This window comes from Nocardia asiatica NBRC 100129, assembly GCF_000308415.1.
Lineage (GTDB): Bacteria > Actinomycetota > Actinomycetes > Mycobacteriales > Mycobacteriaceae > Nocardia > Nocardia asiatica.
Map to the genome: position 1 here is coordinate 15020 of NZ_BAFS01000462.1, position 24006 is coordinate 39025.

General features: G+C 64.9%; 23 protein-coding genes and 2 pseudogenes. 16 read left to right on the forward strand and 9 right to left on the reverse strand.

The features are described 5' to 3' along the window. Window positions 1-94: 94 nt before the first annotated feature. The 3 genes and pseudogenes from ON27_RS35840 to ON27_RS45245 all read right to left on the reverse strand — a co-directional run bounded on the left by ON27_RS35840 (window position 95) and on the right by ON27_RS45245 (window position 3504). Complete coding sequence (locus ON27_RS35840; RefSeq protein ID WP_051047384.1) at window positions 95-2317, reverse strand: tyrosine-type recombinase/integrase; 2223 nt, start codon at window positions 2315-2317, stop codon at window positions 95-97. Continuing rightward, a pseudogene (locus tag ON27_RS45240) lies at window positions 2314-2655 on the reverse strand (tyrosine-type recombinase/integrase); the annotation flags it as partial. The gene ON27_RS35840 and the pseudogene ON27_RS45240, both read right to left, overlap by 4 nt. Before the next feature lie 54 nt (window positions 2656-2709). Next, the gene (locus tag ON27_RS45245) at window positions 2710-3504 is read right to left on the reverse strand and encodes a site-specific integrase (RefSeq protein WP_232110913.1); all 795 of its coding nucleotides are present in this window, start codon (window positions 3502-3504) and stop codon (window positions 2710-2712) included. A gap of 360 nt (window positions 3505-3864) precedes the next feature. Between ON27_RS45245 and ON27_RS35850 the strand changes: the two genes are divergently transcribed. From ON27_RS35850 to ON27_RS35870, 5 genes are all read left to right on the forward strand, one after another. Further along, window positions 3865-4419 (forward strand): GNAT family N-acetyltransferase, encoded by a 555-nt coding sequence (locus ON27_RS35850; protein ID WP_043737892.1) that lies wholly within the window; start codon window positions 3865-3867, stop codon window positions 4417-4419. A gap of 188 nt (window positions 4420-4607) precedes the next feature. Beyond that, entirely contained in the window at window positions 4608-5546 is a 939-nt protein-coding gene (locus tag ON27_RS35855; RefSeq protein ID WP_051047385.1) for a phosphotransferase, read from the forward strand. 17 nt (window positions 5547-5563) lie between these two features. After that, window positions 5564-6292, forward strand: coding sequence for a HalD/BesD family halogenase (locus tag ON27_RS35860; protein WP_054814845.1), 729 nt, complete (start codon window positions 5564-5566; stop codon window positions 6290-6292). A gap of 42 nt (window positions 6293-6334) precedes the next feature. Then, window positions 6335-7099 (forward strand): alpha/beta hydrolase, encoded by a 765-nt coding sequence (locus ON27_RS35865; protein ID WP_232110914.1) that lies wholly within the window; start codon window positions 6335-6337, stop codon window positions 7097-7099. Between the two features lie 134 nt (window positions 7100-7233). After that, window positions 7234-7758, forward strand: coding sequence for an acyltransferase (locus tag ON27_RS35870; RefSeq protein WP_245560522.1), 525 nt, complete (start codon window positions 7234-7236; stop codon window positions 7756-7758). A gap of 13 nt (window positions 7759-7771) precedes the next feature. Here the strand turns inward: ON27_RS35870 and ON27_RS35875 are convergent, their stop codons facing one another. Next, complete coding sequence (locus tag ON27_RS35875; RefSeq protein WP_043737899.1) at window positions 7772-8506, reverse strand: glycosyltransferase family 25 protein; 735 nt, start codon at window positions 8504-8506, stop codon at window positions 7772-7774. Continuing rightward, window positions 8503-9723, reverse strand: coding sequence for a hypothetical protein (locus ON27_RS35880; RefSeq protein WP_082393300.1), 1221 nt, complete (start codon window positions 9721-9723; stop codon window positions 8503-8505). Before ON27_RS35880 ends, ON27_RS35875 begins: the two co-directional genes overlap by 4 nt. Window positions 9724-10124: 401 nt before the next feature. Here ON27_RS35880 and ON27_RS35885 point away from each other — a divergent pair, with 401 nt between their 5' ends. The 3 genes from ON27_RS35885 to ON27_RS35895 are packed head-to-tail and all read left to right on the forward strand — an operon-like array spanning window position 10125 to window position 15592. Further along, window positions 10125-11129 carry a PqqD family peptide modification chaperone gene (locus ON27_RS35885; protein ID WP_043737901.1) on the forward strand — a complete coding sequence of 335 codons (1005 nt, stop codon included), beginning with the start codon at window positions 10125-10127 and terminating at the stop codon, window positions 11127-11129. Between the two features lie 24 nt (window positions 11130-11153). After that, on the forward strand, window positions 11154-12548 hold the full coding sequence (locus ON27_RS35890; protein ID WP_051047388.1) for a radical SAM protein: 1395 nt from the start codon (window positions 11154-11156) through the stop codon (window positions 12546-12548). Continuing rightward, window positions 12545-15592 (forward strand): glycine--tRNA ligase, encoded by a 3048-nt coding sequence (locus ON27_RS35895; RefSeq protein WP_051047389.1) that lies wholly within the window; start codon window positions 12545-12547, stop codon window positions 15590-15592. Before ON27_RS35890 ends, ON27_RS35895 begins: the two co-directional genes overlap by 4 nt. A gap of 116 nt (window positions 15593-15708) precedes the next feature. On the opposite strand, the gene ON27_RS40515 is transcribed toward ON27_RS35895, so the two are convergent. Both ON27_RS40515 and ON27_RS35905 read right to left on the reverse strand, forming a co-directional pair. Further along, a complete protein-coding gene (locus tag ON27_RS40515; RefSeq protein WP_051047393.1) occupies window positions 15709-16119 on the reverse strand; it encodes a DUF397 domain-containing protein in 411 nt (136 codons plus the stop codon). 2 nt (window positions 16120-16121) lie between these two features. Then, complete coding sequence (locus tag ON27_RS35905; RefSeq protein ID WP_197986986.1) at window positions 16122-17003, reverse strand: helix-turn-helix domain-containing protein; 882 nt, start codon at window positions 17001-17003, stop codon at window positions 16122-16124. A 660-nt stretch (window positions 17004-17663) separates the two neighbouring features. On the opposite strand from ON27_RS35905, the gene ON27_RS35910 reads away from it, so the two are divergent. Both ON27_RS35910 and ON27_RS35915 read left to right on the forward strand, forming a co-directional pair. Next, on the forward strand, window positions 17664-18302 hold the full coding sequence (locus tag ON27_RS35910) for a hypothetical protein (RefSeq protein ID WP_156371216.1): 639 nt from the start codon (window positions 17664-17666) through the stop codon (window positions 18300-18302). Next, window positions 18299-18634 carry a hypothetical protein gene (locus ON27_RS35915; protein WP_157112997.1) on the forward strand — a complete coding sequence of 112 codons (336 nt, stop codon included), beginning with the start codon at window positions 18299-18301 and terminating at the stop codon, window positions 18632-18634. The genes ON27_RS35910 and ON27_RS35915 overlap by 4 nt, the downstream gene beginning before the upstream one ends. A 29-nt stretch (window positions 18635-18663) precedes the next feature. On the opposite strand, the gene ON27_RS35920 is transcribed toward ON27_RS35915, so the two are convergent. Beyond that, a complete protein-coding gene (locus ON27_RS35920; RefSeq protein WP_082393299.1) occupies window positions 18664-19599 on the reverse strand; it encodes an SUMF1/EgtB/PvdO family nonheme iron enzyme in 936 nt (311 codons plus the stop codon). A gap of 66 nt (window positions 19600-19665) precedes the next feature. Further along, on the reverse strand, window positions 19666-20445 hold the full coding sequence (locus tag ON27_RS35925; RefSeq protein ID WP_043737908.1) for an aminotransferase class IV family protein: 780 nt from the start codon (window positions 20443-20445) through the stop codon (window positions 19666-19668). 200 nt (window positions 20446-20645) lie between these two features. On the opposite strand from ON27_RS35925, the gene ON27_RS35930 reads away from it, so the two are divergent. The 6 genes and pseudogenes from ON27_RS35930 to ON27_RS35950 all read left to right on the forward strand — a co-directional run. Further along, window positions 20646-20849, forward strand: a complete 204-nt coding sequence (locus ON27_RS35930) for a hypothetical protein (RefSeq protein WP_043737910.1) — start codon at window positions 20646-20648, stop codon at window positions 20847-20849. Window positions 20850-20855: 6 nt separating this feature from the next. Continuing rightward, window positions 20856-21137, forward strand: coding sequence for a hypothetical protein (locus ON27_RS43600; RefSeq protein WP_068048176.1), 282 nt, complete (start codon window positions 20856-20858; stop codon window positions 21135-21137). Next, entirely contained in the window at window positions 21115-22083 is a 969-nt protein-coding gene (locus ON27_RS40520) for a nucleoside hydrolase (protein ID WP_157227750.1), read from the forward strand. Before ON27_RS43600 ends, ON27_RS40520 begins: the two co-directional genes overlap by 23 nt. After that, on the forward strand, window positions 22083-22310 hold the full coding sequence (locus ON27_RS43605; RefSeq protein WP_043737912.1) for a hypothetical protein: 228 nt from the start codon (window positions 22083-22085) through the stop codon (window positions 22308-22310). The genes ON27_RS40520 and ON27_RS43605 overlap by 1 nt, the downstream gene beginning before the upstream one ends. A gap of 28 nt (window positions 22311-22338) precedes the next feature. Beyond that, entirely contained in the window at window positions 22339-23133 is a 795-nt protein-coding gene (locus ON27_RS35945) for an SAM-dependent methyltransferase (RefSeq protein ID WP_054814843.1), read from the forward strand. A 92-nt stretch (window positions 23134-23225) separates the two neighbouring features. Beyond that, a pseudogene (locus ON27_RS35950) lies at window positions 23226-23768 on the forward strand (D-sedoheptulose-7-phosphate isomerase); the annotation flags it as partial. Window positions 23769-24006: the final 238 nt, after the last annotated feature.

Below are 24006 nucleotides of genomic sequence, written 5' to 3' on the forward strand. Positions count from 1 at the left end.
TCCGGGACCACCCGCAAGAACCGGGCCGGCCTGGACAACGCACTCGCCGCCGCCACCTCCGCCGCAGCGGCCATCGACGAGCGACAGGTAGTGCTCATGCTGGCAGGTAGTTCCGTATGCGCGCCCGCATTCGCCGAGCGCAACCTTGCGGCGCTCGAAATGGCCCAGGAATTCCTCCCACTCGGCATCGGTAGGGGTGCGGTATTCCTCGCTCGGCCGCGTTCCTCGGCGCCGCGTGATGAACGCGCGGTGGCCGTTGATTGCTTCTTGTGGGTAGACGGCCTTGTAACCCATGGTGGTGGATATGTCGTTGTGACCCAGCAGCATGCGCAATGTGCGGGGGCATCCCGTTCAGAATTGCGTCCGTGGCAAATATTCTGCGCAGGTCGTGGGGCACGAAGTAGAGCGGTTGGCCGCCGGCGTCTTTTATGTCCGTCGACTCGAGTATTTCCCTGATGCATTTGCGGATCGTCGACGCCGCTATGGCTCGCGTATGGCTGCCGTTGTTCCACTGGAACAGCAGCGGAGCCGGCGTGGCCCAGCATCGTTCGGAGAGGTCATAGAAGGGGACCAATGGAATGGCTCCGTCCTTCTGCCGAACTCGGGCGATGATCGCGGATATGACATCGGCCAGCTCCGGACTGACGACGAGGAGGCGTTCCTCGTCGGTCTTGGACGGCGCGACGTGCAGCAGCGGGATGATCTGCCCTGCTTGGGGGTGTCGATACTGGATGATGCTGTGATGGCTCGTTTCGAGCATCTCCTCGACCCTGACGCCGGTGTGCCGAAGAAACTCGACTGCTGCCCAACCCCAGAAGGCACGATGGTCCTCGGCACGAAGGTGGCGGCGGCGGCCGGTCGAGTCGAAGACGCCCGTAACCATACTGAGCCGCTGATTTTCGTTTCTGCGTGCGGAGACTCTGGTGAAGGTCTCGCCGAAGACGGTGAACGGCTTGCCGGGTTCAGAATTCAACGCTGCGTCCAGTCGGAGGCGGGCCTCCTCGGTGCGGCGTTCGGCGGTCCGCACCAGAACTGGCAGCAAGGGCAGGCGTTCGCGGGTCCGCTGGTCCATGCGCGCCTTTCGGCGCGAATTGACCTTCCTGGTCGAGTGCGCGGTTTCCGACGCGCGGATGGGGCACGGAACGGCCCATCGCGGCCATCGCGCAGAATCCTCGGTAGCCCATTGCGCGATGTCCAGGTAGAACGCCCGGACTGTGGTCAGGAGTTGGAGGTAGTTCACCCGTGGGACGGTGACCTCGACGGTGGTCCCGTCCGGCAGGCGCTTATTCTGGATCTTGACGCGGAGGCGTTCTTTCCACGCATGCGCCACTTTCGGGTCGAGGTCGAGCGAGTCGATGCCTGGATGGTGTGCTTCCAGATCCGTCCAGAAATTCATAACCAGCACCCGCGACAACGAGTCGAGTGTGGTGTAGTCCAGGGCGACTTGCCGTTCCGCCAGGTAGCTGACCAGCAGGTTGCGGACCTCGGGATCAGCGACGTGATACCGATCCACGAGTCGCTCGATGCTGGATCGTCCGCCATAGTTCATGATTGCGCGCAGGGTCACCGGCGCACCCTGCGGAAGGAATCCCGCAGCCTCGAGCAGGGTGTAGAACAGATAGCGCCCCTTTCCGGGCAAACCGATGGCTATCTCCTGCTTGCGTAACTCGACACAGTCTCCGACGGTGATGTCGCGAACGCCGCCGCCCTTGGTCAGCAGCAGGACACAGAGCTGCCATCGGATGACGGGGAGGCAGGTGCTCGACCGGATTTCGGGCGTCATCGCCGTCTTGAGTAGCCCGAAACCCGACGGATCGCGATACTCGGCGATCCTAGTCGTCCAGGTTCCGGTTCGGTTGATAGTAAGCAGGAATGTCGGGCTGGGACAGATGATCCTTGCAATGGACAGCAGCATCAGCGCGGTCAGCAGCTGGGACTTGTCGCCTACCCGGCCGTGTGCCCGGTGCCATTCCGCGGCGGCCGCAGTCCAGTGCGGCTCAGCGGTTTCGGCACCGCTGGCCTGCCATCGCTGCTGCCAGGTCTCGCCAGGGAAGATCTCCAGCCTGCCGAGCAGCCTCTTGACACACAGTCTGCGACGAAAGCGCATATCGTCCGACACCGGAGGAAGCCGTAACCCCTCGAGCCGTTCAATGGTTTTCTCGACGGTCAGGGCCTGACGCGAAGCGGAAAGCACTGGTCGAGCGGGAAATTGATCCAGGATGGTCTCGGCGAGCACTCCACGCGCTTCGCGCGTCAGTTCCTGCTTTCGGCTGGTCGAACCGACCTCAGCCGTCGCTGTGGTTGTCGATGATTTCACTGCGTCCTGCCGAATATGACGTCGAGAGAACGTGGGTCGTAACCCGACGCTGGCGGCTCCGGTGGGGCTGCCGCGCGCTCGTTCTGGCGCGCGTGGTGGGCGAGCGCAGCCGTGATCACCTCACCGTGGGTAGGGGTGGTGTAGAGCTGCGTGGTCGTCAGATCGGCGTGGTCAAGGATCCACTGGACGTCGGTGATGTCCATGTCCGGGTCATCGGCCATGCGGTAGGCCGCGGTGTGCCGAAGGGCGTGGAGCGGATAGTTGGAGCCGAGCGCTTCCTGGGCGCGGGTGAACATTGCTCGGGCCGCGTGATAGGACAGCGGCCGCCAAGGTCGGCGTAGCGTGAACCAGAGTGGATGGCGGTGACCGCGGGAAGCGCCCTTGCGCCAGAGTTATTCCTGGTAGAGCCGCAGCCAGACGAACGCATCAGGCGAAGCCGGCAACTGCTGAGCTTTGCGAGAACCCTTTCGTGTAACCGTGATCAGTTGCTGGCCGGGATCCTCATCGCCCTGGCAGGCGGACAGTAGTTCTTCGGCGCGGGCGCCGGTGGACACCCAGAGCGCCAGCAGGGCGCGGTCCCGGTTCGACTTCAGTGCCGCGAACACCGTGTTGAATTGCTCGTCGGGGATCTTCTTCGGGATCCGCTTGGGAACCTTCGGCCGATAGCGGCCGACCCGCTCCTTCCGATGCGGATCCATCGGGTTGTGGTGCGCGTGAGCCCGCCTTGAGCGTCGTGAGCGGTCCAGCGGGAATGGGTTGATCAATGGGCCTTTGCCGAGTTCCAGCTGGAAGTCGTAGAACGCCCGCCAGACGGTCTCGGCGTGCGCCCGCGACGCTGGCGAGTACTTCGGTCCCGGGCTCGGCCTGCCAGTGACGGCATTGACGACCTGGCTGGGGCGGCCGCGGGGCAAACCGGGCAACTGGCCGTCGGTCCGGTGCCGCCAATGAACTCTCATCGGCTTGTCCGCCAACAACCTCCATCGTCCGAAGTCGCGCCCCTCCATTGGCGTTACTTTGTCCCACGACATGCCGATCGCGGCGAGGAACCGCCACCAGCGAAGCAGATCGCTGCCATATGACCGGATCGTCGACGGCTGCTTGTCGGTGGCCTGTAGCTCGGCGAAGTACCTCGCCGCGGGTTCGATGACCGCGCCGTTCGCGTCGAGAAGCTGGTATGGCTCCCACACGTCACCGGTCCTTTGGAGCCGACCGACGTCCGGCACAACGAGTCTCGACAGATATCGCTCGCCGCCCTCTTCGCACATGGCGAGGAAAGCTAGCAGAAACCTAAGCTGACCTGCAAGGATTACGAAGTTAGTTCAGTCAATACGTCATCGAGGCTTGCGGCGGGGTCTTGGAGGGGGTCGAGCTTTGGGCCGACGGCAGCACGATGCGACGGTACTGGATCGACTAGAGGCGCCATTGCTCGATCGTGGTCCCACCGCCGTCCCGCACCTTGGCGGTGAAGCCATTCCGTTGGCCGAACCCGCAGATCTCGGGTGTGAAATGGGCGTGCGCCTGCGTGGGCATCTCGGCAGGATGCGAGCATGGTTGCCCCGTTGGATATCCCGCGTTTGACTGCAAACGACAGATTTGTGCTCCGCTCCTGGGAGATCAGCGACCTGCCTCTGGTTCGAGAGGCGTCGAGCGACGATCACATCCCGTTGATCACGACCGTTCCGGCGGTGTACTCGCGAGAAGCAGGCGAAGCCTTCGTGCGTCGGCAGTGGGAGCGTGTATCGACCGGCAGTGGGTATCCGTTCGTCATCGTGCGGGTTGAGGACGGTCGGCCGCTCGGGTCGGTCGGTCTGTGGTTGCGGGACCTGGACGAGGGGCGTGCGATGCTGGGCTACTGGGTGGTCAAGTCCGCTCGTGGTCAGCGGGTCGCTGCGGAAGCGCTTCGAGCGGTCACTGCCTGGGCCCTTACTGACCTGGAGATCCGCCGCCTTCACCTATATGTCGAGCCCTGGAATGCCGCATCCCAGCGGACGGCTGAGCGTGTGGGTTTCCAGTGTGAGGGCCTGCTCCGCAGTTGGCAGCTGGTCGGCGAGGAGCGTCGGGACATGATCATGTATTCGATGTTGGGTTCTGATCTGTCCTGATCGGCCGCCTGTTGGCTGACCTCGGTGGGCACCTCCAGATTCGGTACCGTCGCTTACGACCATGACGGCCTCCTACTCGGTCAGGGCTACTATGACCCGCTATCGCCCGGGACGACGATCATCCCGGACGGGCTGCCGAGCGGGAAATTAGCTGGTGAAGGCCGCTGTTCGCGCGGCACTATTGTCCGATGACCGAGATCGAAATCCCGGTGTCCCGGATCGCGTGGAGCGAGCTGCCCATCTCGGTGCGAGGCGAGATCGAGAGTCGCTTGGGCGCGGGAGTGCGTTCGGGATCGACCCAACCGGGCGGATTCAGCCGCGGAATGGCATCCCGGCTAGCGATGGTGGACGGTCGCACGGTGTTTGCCAAAGCAATCCCCATCAGAGACCGTTTCGCCCACCGGTACCGGATCGAAGGCGACACCGCGACTCAGCTCCCAGCAGAGATCCCGGCACCAGCGGTGAGGTTCATGCTGGAAATCGACGGGTGGCGAGTCCTGGTATTCGACGACGTCACCGGTCGCCATCCCCGTTTCGACCAGCCTACGGAATTGGCGGCGGTGCTCGCCGTGGTCGAGGACATGGCACGGATGCTGACACCGAACCCACTACCGGACGTACCGACCCTGGCCGATGATCTCGGATCGGACTTATCAGGTTGGCGGAAGCTGGCCGGCGGCGAGCTGGCCGGTAACTTGGACGAGTGGTCGGCCCGGAACGTGGATCGGCTCGCTGTTCTCGAATCCGGGTGGGAGCGTGCCACGGTCGGGCAGACGTTGCTGCATACCGATCTTCGCGCCGACAACATGCTGGTGCGCCCCGATGGCACGGTGATGATCGTGGACTGGTCCTGGCCATCCGTGGGTGCGGCGTGGGTGGATCTGGTGTTCCTGGCGACCGCCTTCGCCCTGCATGGGGTCGATCCCGAACCGATCCTGGGCTCGCACGCCCTCACCCGGGGCGTCGATCCTGATGCGATCTCTGCGCTGGTGTGCGCGCTGGCGGGGTACTGGATCCGAGAGAGCCGTCGGCCTGGAGGGTCGCAGTCGGTGGCTCTGCGTCGGCACCGCGCCGAGTCAGGTCGCGCAACGGTTGCGTGGTTGCAGCGGCGGGTCGGGTGGAAGTGAGCGCAGCGCGGTCCGCTATGACCGGTGGTGTGAACACGAGGTACGAAGTCGAACATGCGCAGCGGATCGCCGCCGCGCATGACGACCTGGAGCGGCACGGTGCCGCGGTGGTGTCCTGGCTCTTTCCCGCGTCAGTTCGGTATGCGATTGCGGCTGAGGCCATCTGGTTGGCGGAGCAGTTGGGCGTCCGTCGGGACTTGGCTTTCGCCGAGACAGGTTTCACGCCTCGCCGGATGAGGAACGTGAGGCGGGCGCAGATCGCGGAGAGCGGAGTTGTGATCCGGGAGACGTATGCATCACCCGAGGTCGCCGAGGTTGTGGCTGCCGTGGCCGGTCAAGCTGTGTATTCATGCCCGTATGAGCCCGAACAGTTCGTGGTTACCCAGCTGGACCGGGTGGGTGACACGCATGGATGGCATTGGGACGATTACAGTTTCGCGCTGGTGTGGGTGGCCGAATGCCCGGACACCGTTGACGGCGGATTCGTCGAGTGTGTCCCGGGCACGGTGTGGGATAAGCAGCAGCCGGGCATCGAGCAGGTACTTCGTGATCGCGCGATCCACCGGCTGGAGGCCGGTCCGGGACAGGTGTATCTCATGCGGGCGAGTACGACGCTGCATCGGGTGCACCCGATTCGGCGGGGCCGCCGCACGATTGTGAACATGGCGTTCGCGGCGGAGGATGAATTGTCGCGGCCCGTATCGCACGAGACGATGGACGCACTGTGGTCCGAGCCTGGGGATTGAGCGGAGGAAACCTTGCCGGTTGAGAGCGTCACATTGGGATCAGTGGACGGTGTGCGGCTCGACGCAGCGGTCCATATGGCATCCGTTCCGGCCAAGGGGGTCGTGCTGCTGGTGCACGGGATCACTGTGGATATGGACGAGGGCGGTGGGATGTTCGTCCGCTTGGCCGAGCGACTGACCGCTGTGGGATTTGATGTCGTGCGGTTCTCGTTCCGGGGGCATGGAAACAGCGGTGGGACGCAACGCGGAGTGACCATTGCTGGCGAGTGCCTGGATCTGGAGGCTGCGGTGCAGTTCCTCCAGGGGCGGTTTCCGGGCCGGTTTTCGATTGTGGCGGCTAGTTTCGGGGCCGTGTCCACGGTGCTGTCGCTGCCGTGGCTTGCTGATGGGCTTGATCGGTTGGTGCTGTGGAATCCTGTCCTCGACCTGCGGCATACGTTCCTGGAGCCGGATTTGGCGTGGGGTGAAGAGAACTTCGGCGCGTCGCAGCGCAAACTATTGCACGACACCGGAGTCCTGGTGGTCGACGGGGAATTCGAACTCGGCCGCGTGTTGTTCAGCGAGTTCGCCCACTACGACCCACTGGCACGATTCCTCGACAGCACCGTGCCGTCGCTGATCGTCCATGGAGACCGTGACACCGCGGTCTCCTACGAGATTTCCGCTCGGGCCGCGATGTCGAGGCCGAATACGGCGCTGCGTACCATCGCTGGTTCGGATCACGGCTTCGACTCGCGGGAGCGCGAAGATCAGGCGATCTCGGAGACGGTTGACTGGCTGGTCGGCCAGGTCGCGCCCGCCTCGTGACTCCCAGGGACCTGCACGGGCCGATTCGGCTCGGTGATGATGTGATCATCGGCGAGCACTGCGTTCTGGGATGCCCGAAGGAAACGCGTCTGCGGGAAGCTCAACGTGGGCGATGGTCGGCGGGTACTCCTGTCGTGATCGGAGATCGGAGTCTGCTGTTCAACCAGGTCATCATCCAGGAAGGCACAGCTCTTGGCATGGAGTGCGTGGTAGAAGACCGGGCACGGATCGGGTACGGGTGTGTGATCGGCGACCGGACCCGGGTCGTCCACGGCGCCTACATCTGTGATCGCGTCACGATCGGCGCGGACGCGTGTGTCGCTGGGTTCGTTTGCGATGCGACGGTGATCGGTGACCGCGCGACCGTGATGGGCGAGCTGGTCCACGAGTACACGAGTCCGCATCTGGGTTGGTGGGGAGTGGATGAAGAACCGCCCGTGGTCGAGGCGGATTCGGTGGTCGGGTTTGGTGCACGAGTGGTCGGCGGCGTCCGGATCGGGCCTCGCAGCTACGTCGCGGCCGGCGCGGTCGTGACCAAGAACGTGCCGAGTGAGCACGTCGTCACCGGCGTCAATGTTCACACGCCGATCGGCGAGTGGCCCGGTAAACGTCTTTCGGCGCTGATCGAACACTGGACGGCACCGCGACCGATGCGGTGATCGAAGCCGCGCATCACCACCGAATGAAGTCGGAATTCTCGGTGTCGCTGCCGGCGTCGTCCTTCGGTCGTTGTGTGACCAGCGGCGGATCGAACGCTAGCGCGGTGAGTCGCGGTGCGAACCGTGCCCGCACATCGGGTCGTGGATGTGGTGTGTAGAGGGCGGGAAGGAACTCGTCGACCGGCACGATGGCCTCGGTGAGTTCGGTGGACAGTGCGGTACGCAGGCCACTGCGAGTGAGCAGATAGGCGTAGCTGCAGTGGCTGTAGCCGGGGTGGACGATCCCGGGAACCGGCGTAGGGGTGTCCGGCCGGAGCAGGTCGCGCCCGAGGTACAGCATGTCGAATGCGATATCGACTTCGTCGATCAGGTTCAGGGTCTGGAGAAGGCGTGGTGCGAATTCCGGTGGGAGGGTCGCGTCGTCTTCGAGGATCAGAGTGTACGGGGCTGCGCTGTGCTTCTCGGCGTGGTTCCAGCATGCGAGATGAGCGAGAGTGCAGCCTATTTCGCCGTATTTGAGCGGTCGATTCCACCACGGGTTGTCGGAGTCGATTTGCCAGTCGAACAGCTTGATTCCAAGCGCCTGGAGGTCGCTGGTGGCGAGTTGCCGGCCGTCGATGACCACGTCGAGGTCCGAGGTGTAGGTGACCGTCATTGCCGAAGGTAGCCGGGCGCTGATCCATGCTCGGCGGTCTTTCCGCCGTGGCAGATTCACGACATAGGTGGCGATGTCGTCCAGATTCGTCACGCCGTTTGCCCGGGGGAGCAGCGGTGATGGCAGGTGAAGCGTTTGGTGTTGTCGATCACGACTCCCCAGTTCGCGCCGTGGGGGCGGGACATGAGCAGCAGGGGCTCCATGACGGTGAGGTCGGCGACGTCGGTGATGCCGCCGACGCGACGGGCTTCGGTGACCACGACGAAGTCATCCTGACCGACGTGGTCGGAGAGGTATTCGACATTGGTGGGTCCTCGTCGTGGATCGAGTAGTGCGCGGGCCGCGCCGAGGACCCCGAGGGTGAGGCACCCGCCCAGCAGTAGCGCGGTGGTTCCCTGCACGGTGAGCCGGGTGAGCACGGCGAGGTCTTCGATCAGCTCGCCACCGGGTGTCCACCGTGGAGCCATACAGAGGTTGTCCAGTTCGGGTACGACGAGCGGGTCGTCCTCACCGAGCGGATTCGCATCAAAGTAGAAGGGTAACTGAGGGAGGAACTCCCGGTATTTGGCGTTCCACGGTGGGCCGCCGATCACCACGAGAACCTCGACCTGGGTATCGAAGTACTCCGAGGGCGCGAAGTCGCGCACAACCGCGGTGGGAGCGAGTTGCGCCAGTTGGGTGCGGACGAAGATCAATGTGTCCAAGTCAGCGAACTTGGCATACCGCAGGTAGTTCCGATCCTGTGGTGACGCATACTCTGGACGTTCGTCCACGGGGATTTCGGAGCAGACAATGTCGACGCCACCGCTAGGACGCAGGCCCCAGAACCGGCGCACAGCATCGTAGGGATCCTGTTTGCTGGCCCGGCCGTGGTGGCTCGGGCTGCGGTCGATGGCCTGCGTCTGTGCCCCGTCAGGAGCCGACGAGATCGTTACCAGGAGATAAGCCAGGGTGTCGAGGGCTTGGTCGGAACGGCGGCGCACGGTCTTGACCGCGCACTTGAGGTGCTGGGCCAGGGACTCTTGCCTGTCGGTGAGCGTCGGGTAACTGTGGTCAGGTCGAACGTTGAAATCCACTTCGGCGTAGACCCGCTCGCTCTCGGTGAGCTGACCGATCGCCTGACGCAGGATTGCGGCGAGATGTTCGATGTGTTCGGCAGAGCCAGGCTCGGTGTCGGAGTCGCGGCACAGATATGCCTGCACAGGTTCGTCGATGATGGTGAGCAGTGCTGTGGGCCGCGCCAATCCGAGTCCGCGGCGCACCCGTCTCAAGCTGTCCTTCACCTGGTCGATAGAGGGCGGCGCCAGCATCTGTCCACCTTATGTCCAGCGAAGGCGAATGCGACATCGGGTTTCCCGAGCGGCCGTACTACCTGTGTCCAGAAAATGTCCACTCCAGTCCAGGGTGTCCAGAAACTCGGGATGCAGCAGGGATAGCACATACAGCGCAGTGGACAGACACTCGAATCGTGGCTGATCGAAAATCTGTTCGGAAGTAGCAGGATTCGTGCACTCCAGCCACCGTCCAGGAGACCGACGGAAGGGAAAAGTCATGTCGGAGCACGCCACCACCACGGCCGAGCGTGGGGAGTACGAAGCCCCCAAGGTGGAGACGAAATCGATGATCAGCCGCCAGTGCGACTGAGATGACAACCCTGGTCGGCCGCGGTGTGGTCGGCCAGGGACCGGCGGCAACAACAAGGGGTGGTCGAATGCTGACCTTGTACGTGGGTGATCTCCACTTTTCGGGATGGTCGATGCGCGGTCGAGTCGCGGTGGCCGAGAAGGGCCTTCCAGTGGCCGAAAGGATCGTGGAGCTGGATTGGCCGATCCGGGAAAGTCCGGACGGGGTGCTGTTCGCCGGCGACGGGACCGACGAACGCGAGGCCGGTATCGGCTGCGCGTGTGATGCCGACGAACTCGCGGAAGCCGATGTCGAAGGCATTCTGGAGGACTCCGCGATGTCGCTGCTGCCTCGGGTCCCGATTCTGGCCGACACCGAGACCGGAGCCGTTGCCGGAGATGTGGTCTCGATCGCCGAATACCTCGATGAAATCGCACCGGACTCCGGTCCCAGCCTCATGGGCACCACGCGACGCCAACGGGCCTTGGTCCGCTCTATCTCCGCCTGGGCGAGTCACGACCTGCCGTACCTGCGCGAGGGCGCGTCCTACGCACGCTCGCTCCGTACCGCCCCCGGCATTCCTGGGCCCGGCGCGGTGGAGCAGGCACGGTGGCTGTGCGATGTAGTGTCCGGATTGTTGCGCCGTTCGGGCGGTCCGTTCCTCGTCGGAGACTTCGGGCTCGCGGATGTGATGGTGTCGACCTACTTCCAGCAGCTCCGCGGCTGGCATATCGGCATCGACGACCCCACCGTGCGCGACTACGCGGGTCGACTGCTGGAACGACCGTCGGTCGCTGACCACATCGACCAGGCCCGCGCGATCTACCGGGCCATCGACGAAGCCCCGACCGGGTCGCCGCAGTGGATCCTGCGCCACTACCGCTATCACCCGGGCAAGCAATTGCTGCACGACTGGCAACGCGACCGCTGCGAACAACTGGTCAACACCACCGCCGCGGAGGCAGTACAGCTGGCCTATCAGGGTCTCGACCTCGAGCAGATCACGCAGACGCTCGCCCAAACCTATGAGGTGCCGCCGGAGCGCGTTGCCGACGACGTCACCACGTTGTTCGCGCGGCTATCACCCGCCTGACCGCTCGACGCGAGGAGCATCGCTATGCCCGCCACCCTGTCCCGGGCCCTGACCCAGCAGCTGAGATACCGTGCCGACCTCGGCCTGCTGTTCGACCCACACACCGGCACCTTCCATCGACTCCGCAACGCGGTCGCCGAATCGATGGTGTCCCTGATGTTCTCCGGCGCCGATGACGACACCGTCATCGGCGATATCGCGCAGCGCTACAACGCCGCCCCCTCACGCGTCGCCGCCGACGCCGCCGACCTGGTCGCCACCCTGACCTCCCCGCAGCCAGCAGCCGTCCAGGACGACGGCCGCGGATCGTTGCTGGGCGTCGACAAGCGGTTCGACACGAAGCTGGACTTCCCGCTGCGGCTGGAAATCGAGCTCACCGCCGTATGCAACTGGGCGTGCGGATTCTGCTACAACGTGTGGAAGATCGACCCGGACATGAGCGACGCCGAGGTCCGGCGCGCGGTAAAAGCATTGCCGGAAAAGCATATTCCGACCGAGCTGGCATGCTCGATCCTCGACGAATGCGCAGACCGGGGCTGTTTCGTCATCCGCTACAGCGGCGGTGAGACACTGCTGCACCCCGATGCGATGGAGATCTTCGAACACGGTGGACGCCGCGGCCTGTACCAGGTGGTGTTCACCAACGGCCACTTCCTCACCGCCGAACGGGCGAAGCGGCTGGCAGCAGCGAACGTGCGCTGTGTCCTCGTCTCGATCCACGGCGACCGCGACACCCACAACGAACTGACCGGCCATCCCCGCGCCTATGACCGCGCGATCGACGCGATGCGACTGCTGATCGACGCCGGCATCACCGTGGTCGCGGAGATGACACTGGTCAAAAGCAACATCGACGGTGCGCTGGACGTCATCCGCGATGTGCATGCGCTCGGGGTGCGCGAGTTCGGCGTCATGCGCTACGTCCCGACCGGCCGCCACGACGACCGCTACGGCATTCCGGTGTCGGTCACCATGCCGCTGATCACCCGCATCGACCACCTCCTTGCCACCGAATGCCCCGGGATGACGGTGGCGTGGCCCTGCGCGCAGAAGGTGTGCACCTCCGATACCGACACCCCGTTACGGTCCGACGACCCAACCCTCGGATTGCGGCTGTCGCAGATATCCGGGCACTGCGAATCGGGAATGGTGTGGGGCAGCGTCTCCTACGACGGCCGATTGCGGAACTGTCCGCACTCCAACGTCTACTTCGGTTCCCTGCACACCGAACCCCTCGCCGGAGCATGGCCCGCCTTGACCGACGCCGTGCACGCAGCGGTCGCCACCAGGCCAACCTGCACCGGTTGCGCAGTCGCCGACGCCTGCCGCGGCGGCTGCCACCTGCCCAGCTTCTTCGCTCCAGCGACCGGAGTAGCGCTCGGAATGCCCGCTCTCGCCACCGATAGGATTTCCGGATGACCACGGCAACTGCCCACAACGACAACCCCTCCGTCCCCGTATCGATGCAGGAAGCGATCCTTCGTCTGCAGGCGTACTGGTCGCAGCGAGGTTGCCTGCTGGGTCAGCCGTTCAACACCGAGGTCGGTGCCGGCACGATGAACCCCGCCACGCTGCTGAGTGTGCTGGGTCCGGAAATCTGGAACGTCGCCTACGTCGAACCATCCGTACGTCCCGACGACTCTCGATACGGTAAGAACCCGAACCGCTTGCAGACCCACACCCAGTTCCAGGTGATACTCAAACCTGAACCGGGTGATCCGCAGGAGTTGTACCTGGGTTCGCTGGCCGCGCTCGGTATCGACCTCGATGCCCACGATGTGCGGTTCGTGGAGGACAACTGGGCTCAGCCGGCGATCGGGGCGTGGGGTCTGGGCTGGGAAGTCTGGCTCGACGGTATGGAGATCACCCAGTTCACCTACTTCCAACAGGTCGCGGGACAGAACCTCGACCCGATCCCGGTCGAGATCACCTACGGCCTCGAGCGGATCCTGATGGCGATCCAGGGCGTCACACACTTCGAGCACATCGCCTACGCGCCCGGCGTCAGCTACGGCGAAGTGTTCGGCCAGTCTGAGTACGAGATGTCGCGCTACTACCTCGACGACGCCGACATCGACACCACCCGTGGCCTGCTCGCCGCGTACTCGGCCGAAGCCGACCGGATGATCACCACCCGGCTGCCGGTCCCTGCGCATGTACATGTCCTGAAATCCAGCCACGCATTCAACATTCTGGATTCGCGCGGTGCGGTGAGTACAGCCGAGCGCGCGAAGTGGTTCGCGGTGATGCGCAAGCAATCCCGCGAGATCGCCGCCCTGTGGACCGACTTACGTGCGGAGGCCGGGTATCCGCGCGGAGTACACGCCCCGCCGCCGCTGGCCACTTCTCCCGTCGATCCCGCCACGATCACTTCAGCACCCGGATCGGTGCTGCTGTTCGAGATCGGCACCGAGGAACTACCGCCGCATGTCGTGACCGCGAGCATTTCCAGCGTGCGCGCCACACTCATCGAACTCCTTGATTCCACTGCCCTGCCGCATGGTGAGATCACCGTGCAGGCGACCCCACGCCGGATCGGCGTGCGAGTCGAGGGCATCGCCGATAGGGAACCCGACAGCGTGAACGTGCGCCGGGGCCCGAAGGTCGCCGCAGCCTACGATGCCGACGGTAAATCCACTCCGGCTCTCGCCGGTTTCCTTCGTGCGCAGGGTGTTTCGGCCGATGATCTGCAACGGATCGAAGTCGGCGGTGCCGAGCACGTCGCGGTCGAGAGCACTCGCGCCGGCCGTTCGGCGGCAGTGGTACTCACCGATGTCCTGTCCCGGCTCACCCTGTCGTTGCGGGCGGACAAGAACATGCGCTGGCGTGATCCGGAATTGAGTTTCTCCCGCCCTATCCGATGGCTCACCGCGCTACTCGGCGACCAGATCCTCCCGATCACCGCCGGCACATTGGTAGCGGGCCGCAGCACCCGAGGCCACCGCCAGTCCGCTACACCGACGTTCGATCTCCCTGCCGCCGACCACTATCTCCCAGTACTCGAGGCCGCGGGAATCGTCGTCGACCCGGTCGAGCGCCGCGCACGCGTCGTGTCCTCGGCCGCCGCTCTGGCTGAGGCCGCGAACGGCCGGATCGACGTCGACGGCGACGCCGACCTGATCGATGAGATCACCAACCTCGTCGAATCCCCGACCGGTATCCTGGGCCATTTCGACCCGAAATACCTCGACCTGCCAGAACAAATCCTCATCACTGTGATGCGCAAGCATCAGCGTTACCTCCCGGTCCGCTCCGGCGCGGGTGACCTGCTGCCGGTCTTCGTGACGATGGCCAACGGCGACTGCGACGCCGACGTCGTCCGCGGCGGCAACGAAAACGTGCTCCGCGCCCGCTTCGAGGATGCCGCGTTCTTCTGGAATGTCGACCTGACCATCGCCCCTGACCAGTTCCGGGCCCGGCTCGGGGCACTCATGTTCCACGAGAAGGTCGGCACCATGGCTGACCGCGCCGACCGCATTGCCACAGCGGCCTCCATACTTGGCACCCGCAGTGGCCTCCCTGCTGCTGACGCGGCCACCTTGACCCGCGCTGGTGCCCTCGCGAAGTTCGACCTCGCCACCCAAATGGTGATCGAAATGACCTCCCTCGCCGGCACTATGGCGCGCGAATACGCGACCAAGTCCCGCGAATCCGAACCAGTGGCCACGGCACTGTGGGAAATGGAGCTGCCCCGCTCGTCCGGAGACGACCTCCCCACCACCACACCCGGCGCGCTCCTTGCATTGGCAGACCGCTTCGACCTCCTGGTCGCGATGCTCGCCGTCGGCGCCAAACTCACCGGCAACGCCGACCCCTACGGCCTGCGCCGCGCGGCAGCCGGAATCCTGGCAATCCTGCGCGACCACCCCGAACTCGCCGACGTCACCATCCCAATCGGCCTCAGGACCGCCGCCGACCAACTCCGCGGCCAGGGCCTCACCATCGACCCCGCGGTCCTGTCCACTGCTGAGGAACTGATCACCACCCGCTACGAGCAGCGACTCCGCGACGAAGCAGTCGGTCCAGGACTCATCGCCGCAGTCCGTCCCTCCGCCGAGGCCCCGCATCGCGCGGACATGTTGATCGACCAGATCAGCGAAGCCAGCGAGGACAACCGATTCGCCGACCTTGTGGAAGGACTGCAACGGATCATGCGGATCCTGCCTCCCGCCGCGCCCACCACCTACGACCCCGCTAGGCTCATCGGCCCCGCCGAGCAGCAGCTCCTGACCGTGATGGGTTCGGTGCCTGTTGCCGATGGCAAGCCGTTGACCGAATGGATCCCCCACGGCCACACCCTGATCGAGCCACTGACCACGTTTTTCGACGATGTCCTGGTCATGGCCGACGACCCCGCCGACCGCACCGCACGGCTGGGTCTACTGGCCGCGATCCTGGCGAAAGCTCCAGCCGGAATCGACTGGCGAGAAGTCCACCAAATGCTGCAGAAGCGGGATGGATGACACTCGTCGACCCGGCACCGCGCAGGCGGCTGGAGCCATGGCGGATCGCGACGTCATTGTCAGACGGTCAGAGCTTCCGTCATGAGTTACCGCTGCCGCCGCGCGGGCCGCCGCCGTCAATTCGTGTTCGGCAGGAAATCGAATTCGCCGTCGCGGGCTCCGGCAACGAAGGCGGTCCATTCGCCATCGTCGAAGCGGAGCCTGATCGCGCCATCCGCAGTCTGGACGAGGGTGTCCGCTCCGTCCTTGCGGACATTGACGATGCCGTTGGCGCTGCGCGAGCCGCTGCGCGATTCGTCGATAAACGCGGTCCATGCGTGGAGATCGAAGGTGATCGTGCCGTGCGAGGGGTGCTTGCTGTGCCGCAGGTAGACGCGACTATCGCGGGGGGCGACGTCCACGCAGTTCTCACCGGCCCCGCTGTGGCTGGATGTCCGCCAGCCGGCGGAGGGGGCGACCTCGACGCAGTTCTCGCCGTTGCTGCTGTAGCTGGATGTCCGCCATTCGAGGCGGGTGCCGGTGTTCACCGTCACTCCTTGTCTGTCAGGGTGCTGATTCGGGCTCTGATGACTTCAGCGGAGTCGGACTCCGACAGCGCTGCCTCACAGAGCCGGTCAGCTGCCATTTTATACAACTGCACCTGGTCCTGTTCCTGCATGTACAGGGCGCCAGCCGGGTATTCGACATATCCGATCGATTGGGCATTGTCGAAGTTCAGCAGCATGAAGTCGCCGTCGAGTCCGTCGTGGACGGTGACGCTGAGCGGCATGATGTGCAGCTCGACGTTGTCGAGTTCCTGCAGTTCGAGTAGGCGCTCGAGTTGCGGCCGCATCACCGTAGAACCGCCGACCAGGCGATCGAGTACGACTTCCTCCAGGACGGCGCGATACCGCAGCGGGTTGTTTGCTGCGGTGAGGCGTTGTCGTGCCATCCGCGCCTCCACAACCTGAGGTGCATCGATCGGCGGAACTCTCAGGTTCCCCTGAAGAAGCGCCATTGCGTACTCGGGTGTCTGGAGCTGTCCTGGGAGCAGTGTCTGTTCGTAGGTGAATACCGAGGTCGCGAGCCCTTCGAGTCCGACGAAGGTGCGGAACCAGTTCGGGAAGGCGTCGCCGAACGGCGCCCACCAGATTGTCTGGTCGGCCTGGGACGCGAGCGCGGCGAGGCGTGTGATGTGGACGTCGTCGGCGCCATAGAGCTTGAGTAGGTGAGTTACCTCGTCAGGTTGTTGCTGATTACGGCCCGATTCGAGGTAGTTGATCTTTGTCTGGGTGCAGCCGAGGTGTTCGCTGGCCTGGCGCTGTGACATGCGGGCTCGTTCCCGAGCGTCGCGTAACTCCCGGCCGATGAGGAACCGCAGGGCATTCGGATCTGACCGGTCCCATCCTGGCGTCGTCATCGCGGCCTCCATTCATCGATCGTGCGTTAGCACCCTATCCCGCCTCTCAGGGTGGATCGCCCCATCCCTTGCGGCTGGTATATATACCAGCTACATTACTCTCAATGTCGTGGCATGAGTAACACATCAATACCGCGCACTCAGCGAGTGTTCGAGTGATCTCAGGAGTGATCAGCCATGCAACTTGTAACTGGAGCCGATACTGACCGGCTGTCCGCGTGGTATGTCGGGCAACAGTCGTGGACGTTGCCGTGGATGCAGGGCAGGACGGTGGACACCCTGGCCGCGAATGCGGCTGTTCATGCGGGTGAGGCACTACAGGCTGCGCCTCCACCCGGCGATCCCCGCTGGAGAGATATCCGCTTCGGTGCTGACGCGCTGGGGCTGACCGTCCATGAACTCGCGGTTGTACTGGGTGTCACCTGCACCATTCCTGATCTCCCACCGCGTCGTGCGCGGATCTGGCTACCGGGCGAGCGGAGGTGAGCGCGGGTGTTGTCGAACGCGGACCGAGAACCGTCGTTGATGTACGGGTACCTGCGCAAGGAACTGCTCGGTGACCACCAGAGCGATGTCGAACATCGACTGCGGGATCTGGCTGGGCTGAACGGGTTCAATATCGCGGCCCTCTTCTGCGAGACGGGCGCGGGGACCGGTGCGTTGTGGCAGTTGATGCGGGCCATCGAATCGACCGGTGCCCGCGATGTCGCCGTTCCGTCCGAAGCGCATTTGACTGCGGGCCGTAGTCAGCAGCGGACGAAGTTCCTCCACGATCTCGATGCCGTCGACGGCTTGCGTGTGTGGTGTTTGGACCTGAGCAACCGGTCGGTTGTGCTGAGCGGATTTCGCCGCAGCGTCGTCCTGCCGCGTGAGCGCACGTTGGCTCGACTCCTGCTGCGGACCGGTTCGGTGACTGTAGTGGAGGAGGCCCGCATGGACATCCTCAATACCCTGTCGAGAGCCAGGCTGCGGCACATGGTCGACGACGTCGAACACTTCGTGCTATCTGCTCTGTCCGACTTCATACCCGCAGACAGCGGCGGCAATCCGCCGATCTTCGCCGATCTCACAGCCACGCTGCCGAATCTGACCGAGTCGATCGTTCTGACGGTGTGGCTGTTGCTTCGGGGCCCGGCGTTGGAGGTGCAGGTTCTTCGGTCGCCGATGCTTTCTCTCGAACCGATCGGTCCCGACGTACTTGGCCCGGCAGCGGCTGGCCGACGCTCGCTACGCGGGGGCGCCCGAATCTCTTGGATCCGGCTGCCGATCGAGCCTGGTCAGTCACCGCTGGCGGCGGGGCGAGCATCATGAGGCGGGCATTGGGGATCGTCCGTCGCGATATCGCGGGGGTGGCGGCCGAAACGGTGGCTGCGGGGATCAGGGCGCTGGCGCGCGTGCACCGCATCCAGCTGGACGAGATCGTGTTTCGCGACTCCAGCGAAGGCTTGGTCCGGCTGCTCGCGAATCTGCCCGACTCGGTCGATTTGGTGATGATTCCGTCGGAAGCCCACTTGGGCGCGTGGATTCCCGCCGCCCGGCGCACAGCTGAGGTGTGGTCGGTCGATCGGGGCGTGTGCTGGCCCCAGGGTGAAGGCAGGACGCGGTTGATATCGCGCCCCGATCGCCTGCGGGAGATCCGATGACATCTCTCGCGGGCCACACGGAGTATCCGCTATCGGTCGACTTGGTCCGCCTCGTTCGCGAGGCCGGTTGCGACACATCGGAATCCGGTGTCGTCGTCGAGCATCGAATGCGCGGCGTCGTTGAATGCCGACGGTTCGCCTCGGTCGAAGGGGCTGGTGAAGGCACTGCCTTTGAGTTCGTACCGGCCGCTGGTGGTTTCGGTGGCGGTCCATTCCCAGGTGTTGTCGACGAGGTCGTATACACCGAATGGACTGACACCGCTGGCGTAGGTCGCGACAGGGGTTGTCGTGCCAGGGCCGGAACCGCGAATATTGCATTTGGCTGGGGTCGGTTGGTTTCCCCAGGGCCAGACGTTGCCGCGGGTACCTCGAGCAGCTTTCTCCCACTGCTGGCTGGTCGGCAGGGACTTCTGGGCCCATCGGGCATAGGTGGCGGCGTCGTCCCGGCTCACCCAGACCACCGGGTGATCGGCGATCTCACGGGCCGGAGCCGGACCGCCCCAGTGGTGGGGTGCGGAATACCCTTGGGCCGCCACAAATCTCGCGTAATCCGCGTTGGTGGTCGGGAAGACATCGATCCAGTACCCAGCCACCCATACGGGTTGGTCCTGTGGCCCCGCGAGGTAGATCCCTTCGGGAATCCAGGTCATGAGCTTGCCGTCAGCGGGATGGCGGGTGTCGGTGCGTTGCTCAGGTACGTCGGTATCGCGGGCGTCGCTGAGGACGGCCGGGGATATCGCTTCGACGAACCGGGTCAGTTCGTCGCTGCCCAGCCGCGCCAGGATGGTGTCGAGTGCTGCTTGGTTGACCGGGCGGGGGCGGATGTTCTTGCCGCCGGCCTCCCAGCGGGAGATCAGCCGAGGATTGACGCCGATGTGTGCGGCGAATTCGGTGATACTCATTCGCCGTGCGTCTCGCAGTGCGCGCGCTTCGGCGCCGGTCCAGCTGCGGACCACGATGCCCATCGCCTGTGTGCTCCCTTCCCCGAGCGGTGGGTTCCGAGCCTAGTCACAATAGTGGCGCAAAGCAGGTCAGATGCGTTGCGGGGGAATGGATTCGTACTCTGTCCGGAGCCTGGCGATCATCTCATGGTCGACGGGCAGGTCGACGTTGTCGATGCGGGCGATGGCGCGAACGCCGACCGCTGCGTTGGTCGCGACCGCGCCGTCGACATGCGGCAGTTCGGCCAGCGTGATGGGTTTGACGACGACGTCCTCATCGAGGGTCTGGCTGAGCAGGCGCATCGTGATGCCGGGAAGTACCTCGGCCTGCGGCCAGATCAGCTGGCCATCGGAGATCACACCGATATTGGAGGTCGCGATCTCGGTGATGGTCCCATCGGCCAGGGTGAACAGGACGTCATCAGCGCCATCGCGTTGCGCGAGGCGACGCTGGTAGAGACTGCCGAACAACCCGACATGCTTGGTTTTGGGCAGGTCGCGGGTGTAGACGGCCGACCGCAAAGTCAGCGGGGCCTGCGGGACGGCGGGAGCCTCCCGCGAGGTGACGAGGATCTGCGGGTCGGCGTCGGCTCCAGGTTTGCCGAGCCCGAGGTGCGGGTCGAACACAGTGACGCGAACAACCACCGGAGACGCCGTGTCCGGCAGCGCGTGACGGATGAGTTCGCGTACCCGGTCGGGGTCGAGCTCGGTGTCGAACACGGTGCGGCAGTCGCGGATGAGTCGGTCCATGTGCTGGCTGAGTCCGCGAACAGCGTGGTTCTCGACCCGCATGGACGTGAAGTGCCCGTACCCGACCAAACCCAATGCAGCGAGATCGGACTCGGTGATCGGCGACCCGTTGAGTTCCATGGGGCCAGTCTGTCATCGACCGGCCTGCCTGGAAGCAGCGCTGGGTGCTCAACGTCAGCGAAACGTCAGTGCAACGCCGTGAAGCGACAGTTCCGGCCAAGCGCCCGCACACCGATTCTGAGGTTCATGGAAACCACCGAGGGCAGGGCCGGGTTCGGTGCCCGGCCAGGCCGCTCGATACATGCGCAAGGGGTTCAGTGATGACCGACGATCTGCCGCAGCGTAATCCAGGAGCGACGTTGCCCACGCATTTCGAGCGGCTGGGCGAGGCGCTGGCAACGGTCATCGTCGCCCGAGACGAGTCCGGCGGCCCGCTAGCGCGGTCGTTCTCGTGCGACGAGGCGACGATGCGACGGGTCGCTGAGCAATTACCGCTATGGACCGGCGACCCTGCGGCCGATTGATCCGCCATGGAGCGCCGCCTGGTCGTTGACTTCGACATCCCGGGAGTGCCGGTACAGCACTACCGAGCAGAGCGGTGTGCCGCAGAGGCATTCGCCGCCGAAGCAACACGACAGGGACTGGCGCGTGTGACGGTCGACGATCTGGCGACCGACGAGATGAAACAACTTCCGTACCAGCGGCTTTTCCTACCCAGCAGAAGGGACGACCACACTGATGGACTCGATACGAGCACCGATGCGGCCTGGCATGCGGCCGATGGACCGCATGCCCGCCATTATCTGCACTGATGTCGGGCACGACCCGGACGATTTGCTGGCGCTCATCCTCGCTGCGGCGGCGCTGCCGCTGCGGCTGGTGGTGACCAGTGACGAATTCGGCGGCGGTCAACGCGCAAGGCTGGCGCGGTTCCTGCTGAACTTGTGCGGGCGAACCGGGGTCGTGGTGGTCGCCGGCGCGGAAATCGAGGGCGCGCAAGCGCGATGGGTGTGCGACGGTCTGGTGCCCGCCGGATTCCCGCCAGTCTCGGCGCCGGTGACCGGGTCGGTAATCGACGCCGTGCGCGCGGTGCTGGGCGAGACCGGGCGTGCGGCGTGGATCGGTCAGGGACCGATGAGCAACCTGGCCCACCTCTACGCCGACGCACCGGGGTTGGCGCGGCGGCTGACGATCATGCAGATGGGCGGCGGCTTCGCCCATCTGTACAGACGGCCCGATCGTGCCTCGCACAACCTGCGCATGGACCCCGCAAGCGCCCGGACGGTGCTGACCGCGCCCGATCTGGACGTAGCCTTGGTGACCTCCGATGTCACCTTCACCCCCGAGACCGCGATCGACGCGGACAGCGAGGTGTATCAGCTGCTCGCGGCGGCCAACGCGCCGAAGTGGGCGAAACTCGTCGCTGCGGGCTACGACCGATGGTTCGCCGGGGAACGTTCCGCGTCGATGGCGGCCGACCCGCTGACCGTGACCGCTGCGGCCGGGATGGGCTTCGTCGAGTTCGCCACCCATCACGTGACGGTGGCGCCGGACGCGCGCATGTACGACAACCCCGACGGTGTGGCCCTGTCCATGTCGGTGGCGGCGGACTATGCGGCGTTTCGGGCGTGGGTCACCACGGTGGTGCAGCATGCTCTCGAGGTCGGGATGCGATACGACCCCGCCTTGATCGGGCATAAGCCGGGGAACACCCGACCCGTGGCCACCGGGCACGCCATGCCGATCGGTACCCGGTAATGGCCGACAGCCTGGTGCGAGGGCACCTGAACCCGGCCACCTTGACACACACCCAATCCAATATCGGCGACTGCTTCGCCGACCCCGGCGCACTGACCTACGGCCAGGCCCTGCATGCCCAGACGCTGCACCAGTACTGCTCACCGAGCTGCGGTGTCCGCAACCGAATCGATGAACAGCTCGGGACTGCGGCCAGTGAAATCGGAGAGGCGAGCTCAGATGACTAGTCCCCGTCGCGCAGACAATGAGGCGATCGTGCTCGATCCGTCTCAGGCACACAGCGGACGCATTCACGACGTCCTGTTGGGTGCGGGCAAAGACGCCTATCTGGTGGACCTCGAGGCCGGTCACAAGCTGATCACCCACTCCCGCGCCTTTCTGGTCGCGGCCCGCGCGACACGTTTGTGGCTGCTGCGGGCCGTGCGGTACCTGGCAAGTGAACAGCTGGTACGGCAGTTCGTCGAACTCGGCAGCGGCTACCCATGCTCGCCGAACCTGCACGAGGTAGCCCGCAACTGCGCGCCGACCGCACGCATGGTCTACGTCGATCACGACCCGGTGGTCGCCGCCCACGGCCGAGTATTTCTCGCCGACGAACAAACTGAATTCGTCCACGCCGATCTGAGCGACACCGACGCCCTCGTCACCGAGATCACCGCTGCCATGGATCCGAGCGAGCCGATCGCGGTGTGTCTGTCGTTCGTCGCCGAATTCCTGCCCGACCCGGGCATGGTCGTGGACGCGGTCACGACCATGCTGCCGAGCGGCTCGTTCCTGGCACTCAGCCATATCACACGTGACGCTGATCCCGGCCCCGTCGACCGCGCGGCCGATATCTACACCGGATTCGGCATCGAATTCCGTTCTCGCAGTCGCGACGAGGTCGCGGCACTGCTGGCCGGCTATGACCTCGTCGAACCTGGGCTGGTTGCGCCACACCGTTGGTGGTCACCCCACGACGTCGACCAGCGTCGTGCCCGCAACCTCGGCTGGGAGCCGCCGCAGGCCGACGACCTGTGTTGCCGCGCCGCCGTCGGGCGACTGCGATGACGAGGTGAGCCCCGGCGAACGCCAACCCAAATGAGCATCAAATGTGCTGATGGACAAGGAGATCCGTAACCATGATCGAGGCGGGGAGACAGATGAACGAATCCGGCGCGGATCGCGTCGCGAAGTTGTCCGAAGCCCTGGAACGCACCGATCTGGACAAGGTCCGGTCGTGGGGCCAGATGGTAGCCAGCCGACTACGGCGCGGCGGGCGAGTGCTAGCCGTCGGAAATGGTGGAAGCGCCGCGCAGGCGCAGCACCTGGTTGCTGAGTTGGTGGGCCGGTTCGAGACGGAGCGCAACCCACTCGCTGCGCTCGCGCTCACCACTGACTCCGCGGTGGTGACTGCGATCGGCAACGACTACGGCTTCGACCAGTTGTATGCCCGGCAGGTCCGTGCACACGGTCGGGAGGGCGATGTGTTGATCGCGATTTCCACTTCCGGGTGCAGCACGAACGTGATCGCTGCCGCCACAGAGGCGAACGAGCTAGGGATGCTCACCTTCGCCTTGACCGGTCCCGCTGACAGCGTATTGGCGCGAGTATGCGACGAGGTGGTGTCAGTCGATTCGTCGGCGACCTCAACCATTCAAGAATGCCACCTTCTGATCGCGCACGAACTGTGTGCGGCGGTCGATGCGGCTTTGGCATCCGCCCCGTCGACGTCGCAGCCGACCGAAGCAGAGACCGCCGAGTCCGTCCCGCCGCCGACGGTTGAGCACGCTCGGCGCCTGGTGATTGTCGGTGACGTGCTGGCCGACTGTGACTGGTGCGGTGAGGTCACGCGGGTATCGCCGGAAGCGCCAGTGCCGGTGCTCAGCGCGGTGTCACGGCAGTGGCGACCAGGCGGGGCAGGCTTGGCCGCGATCCTTGCCG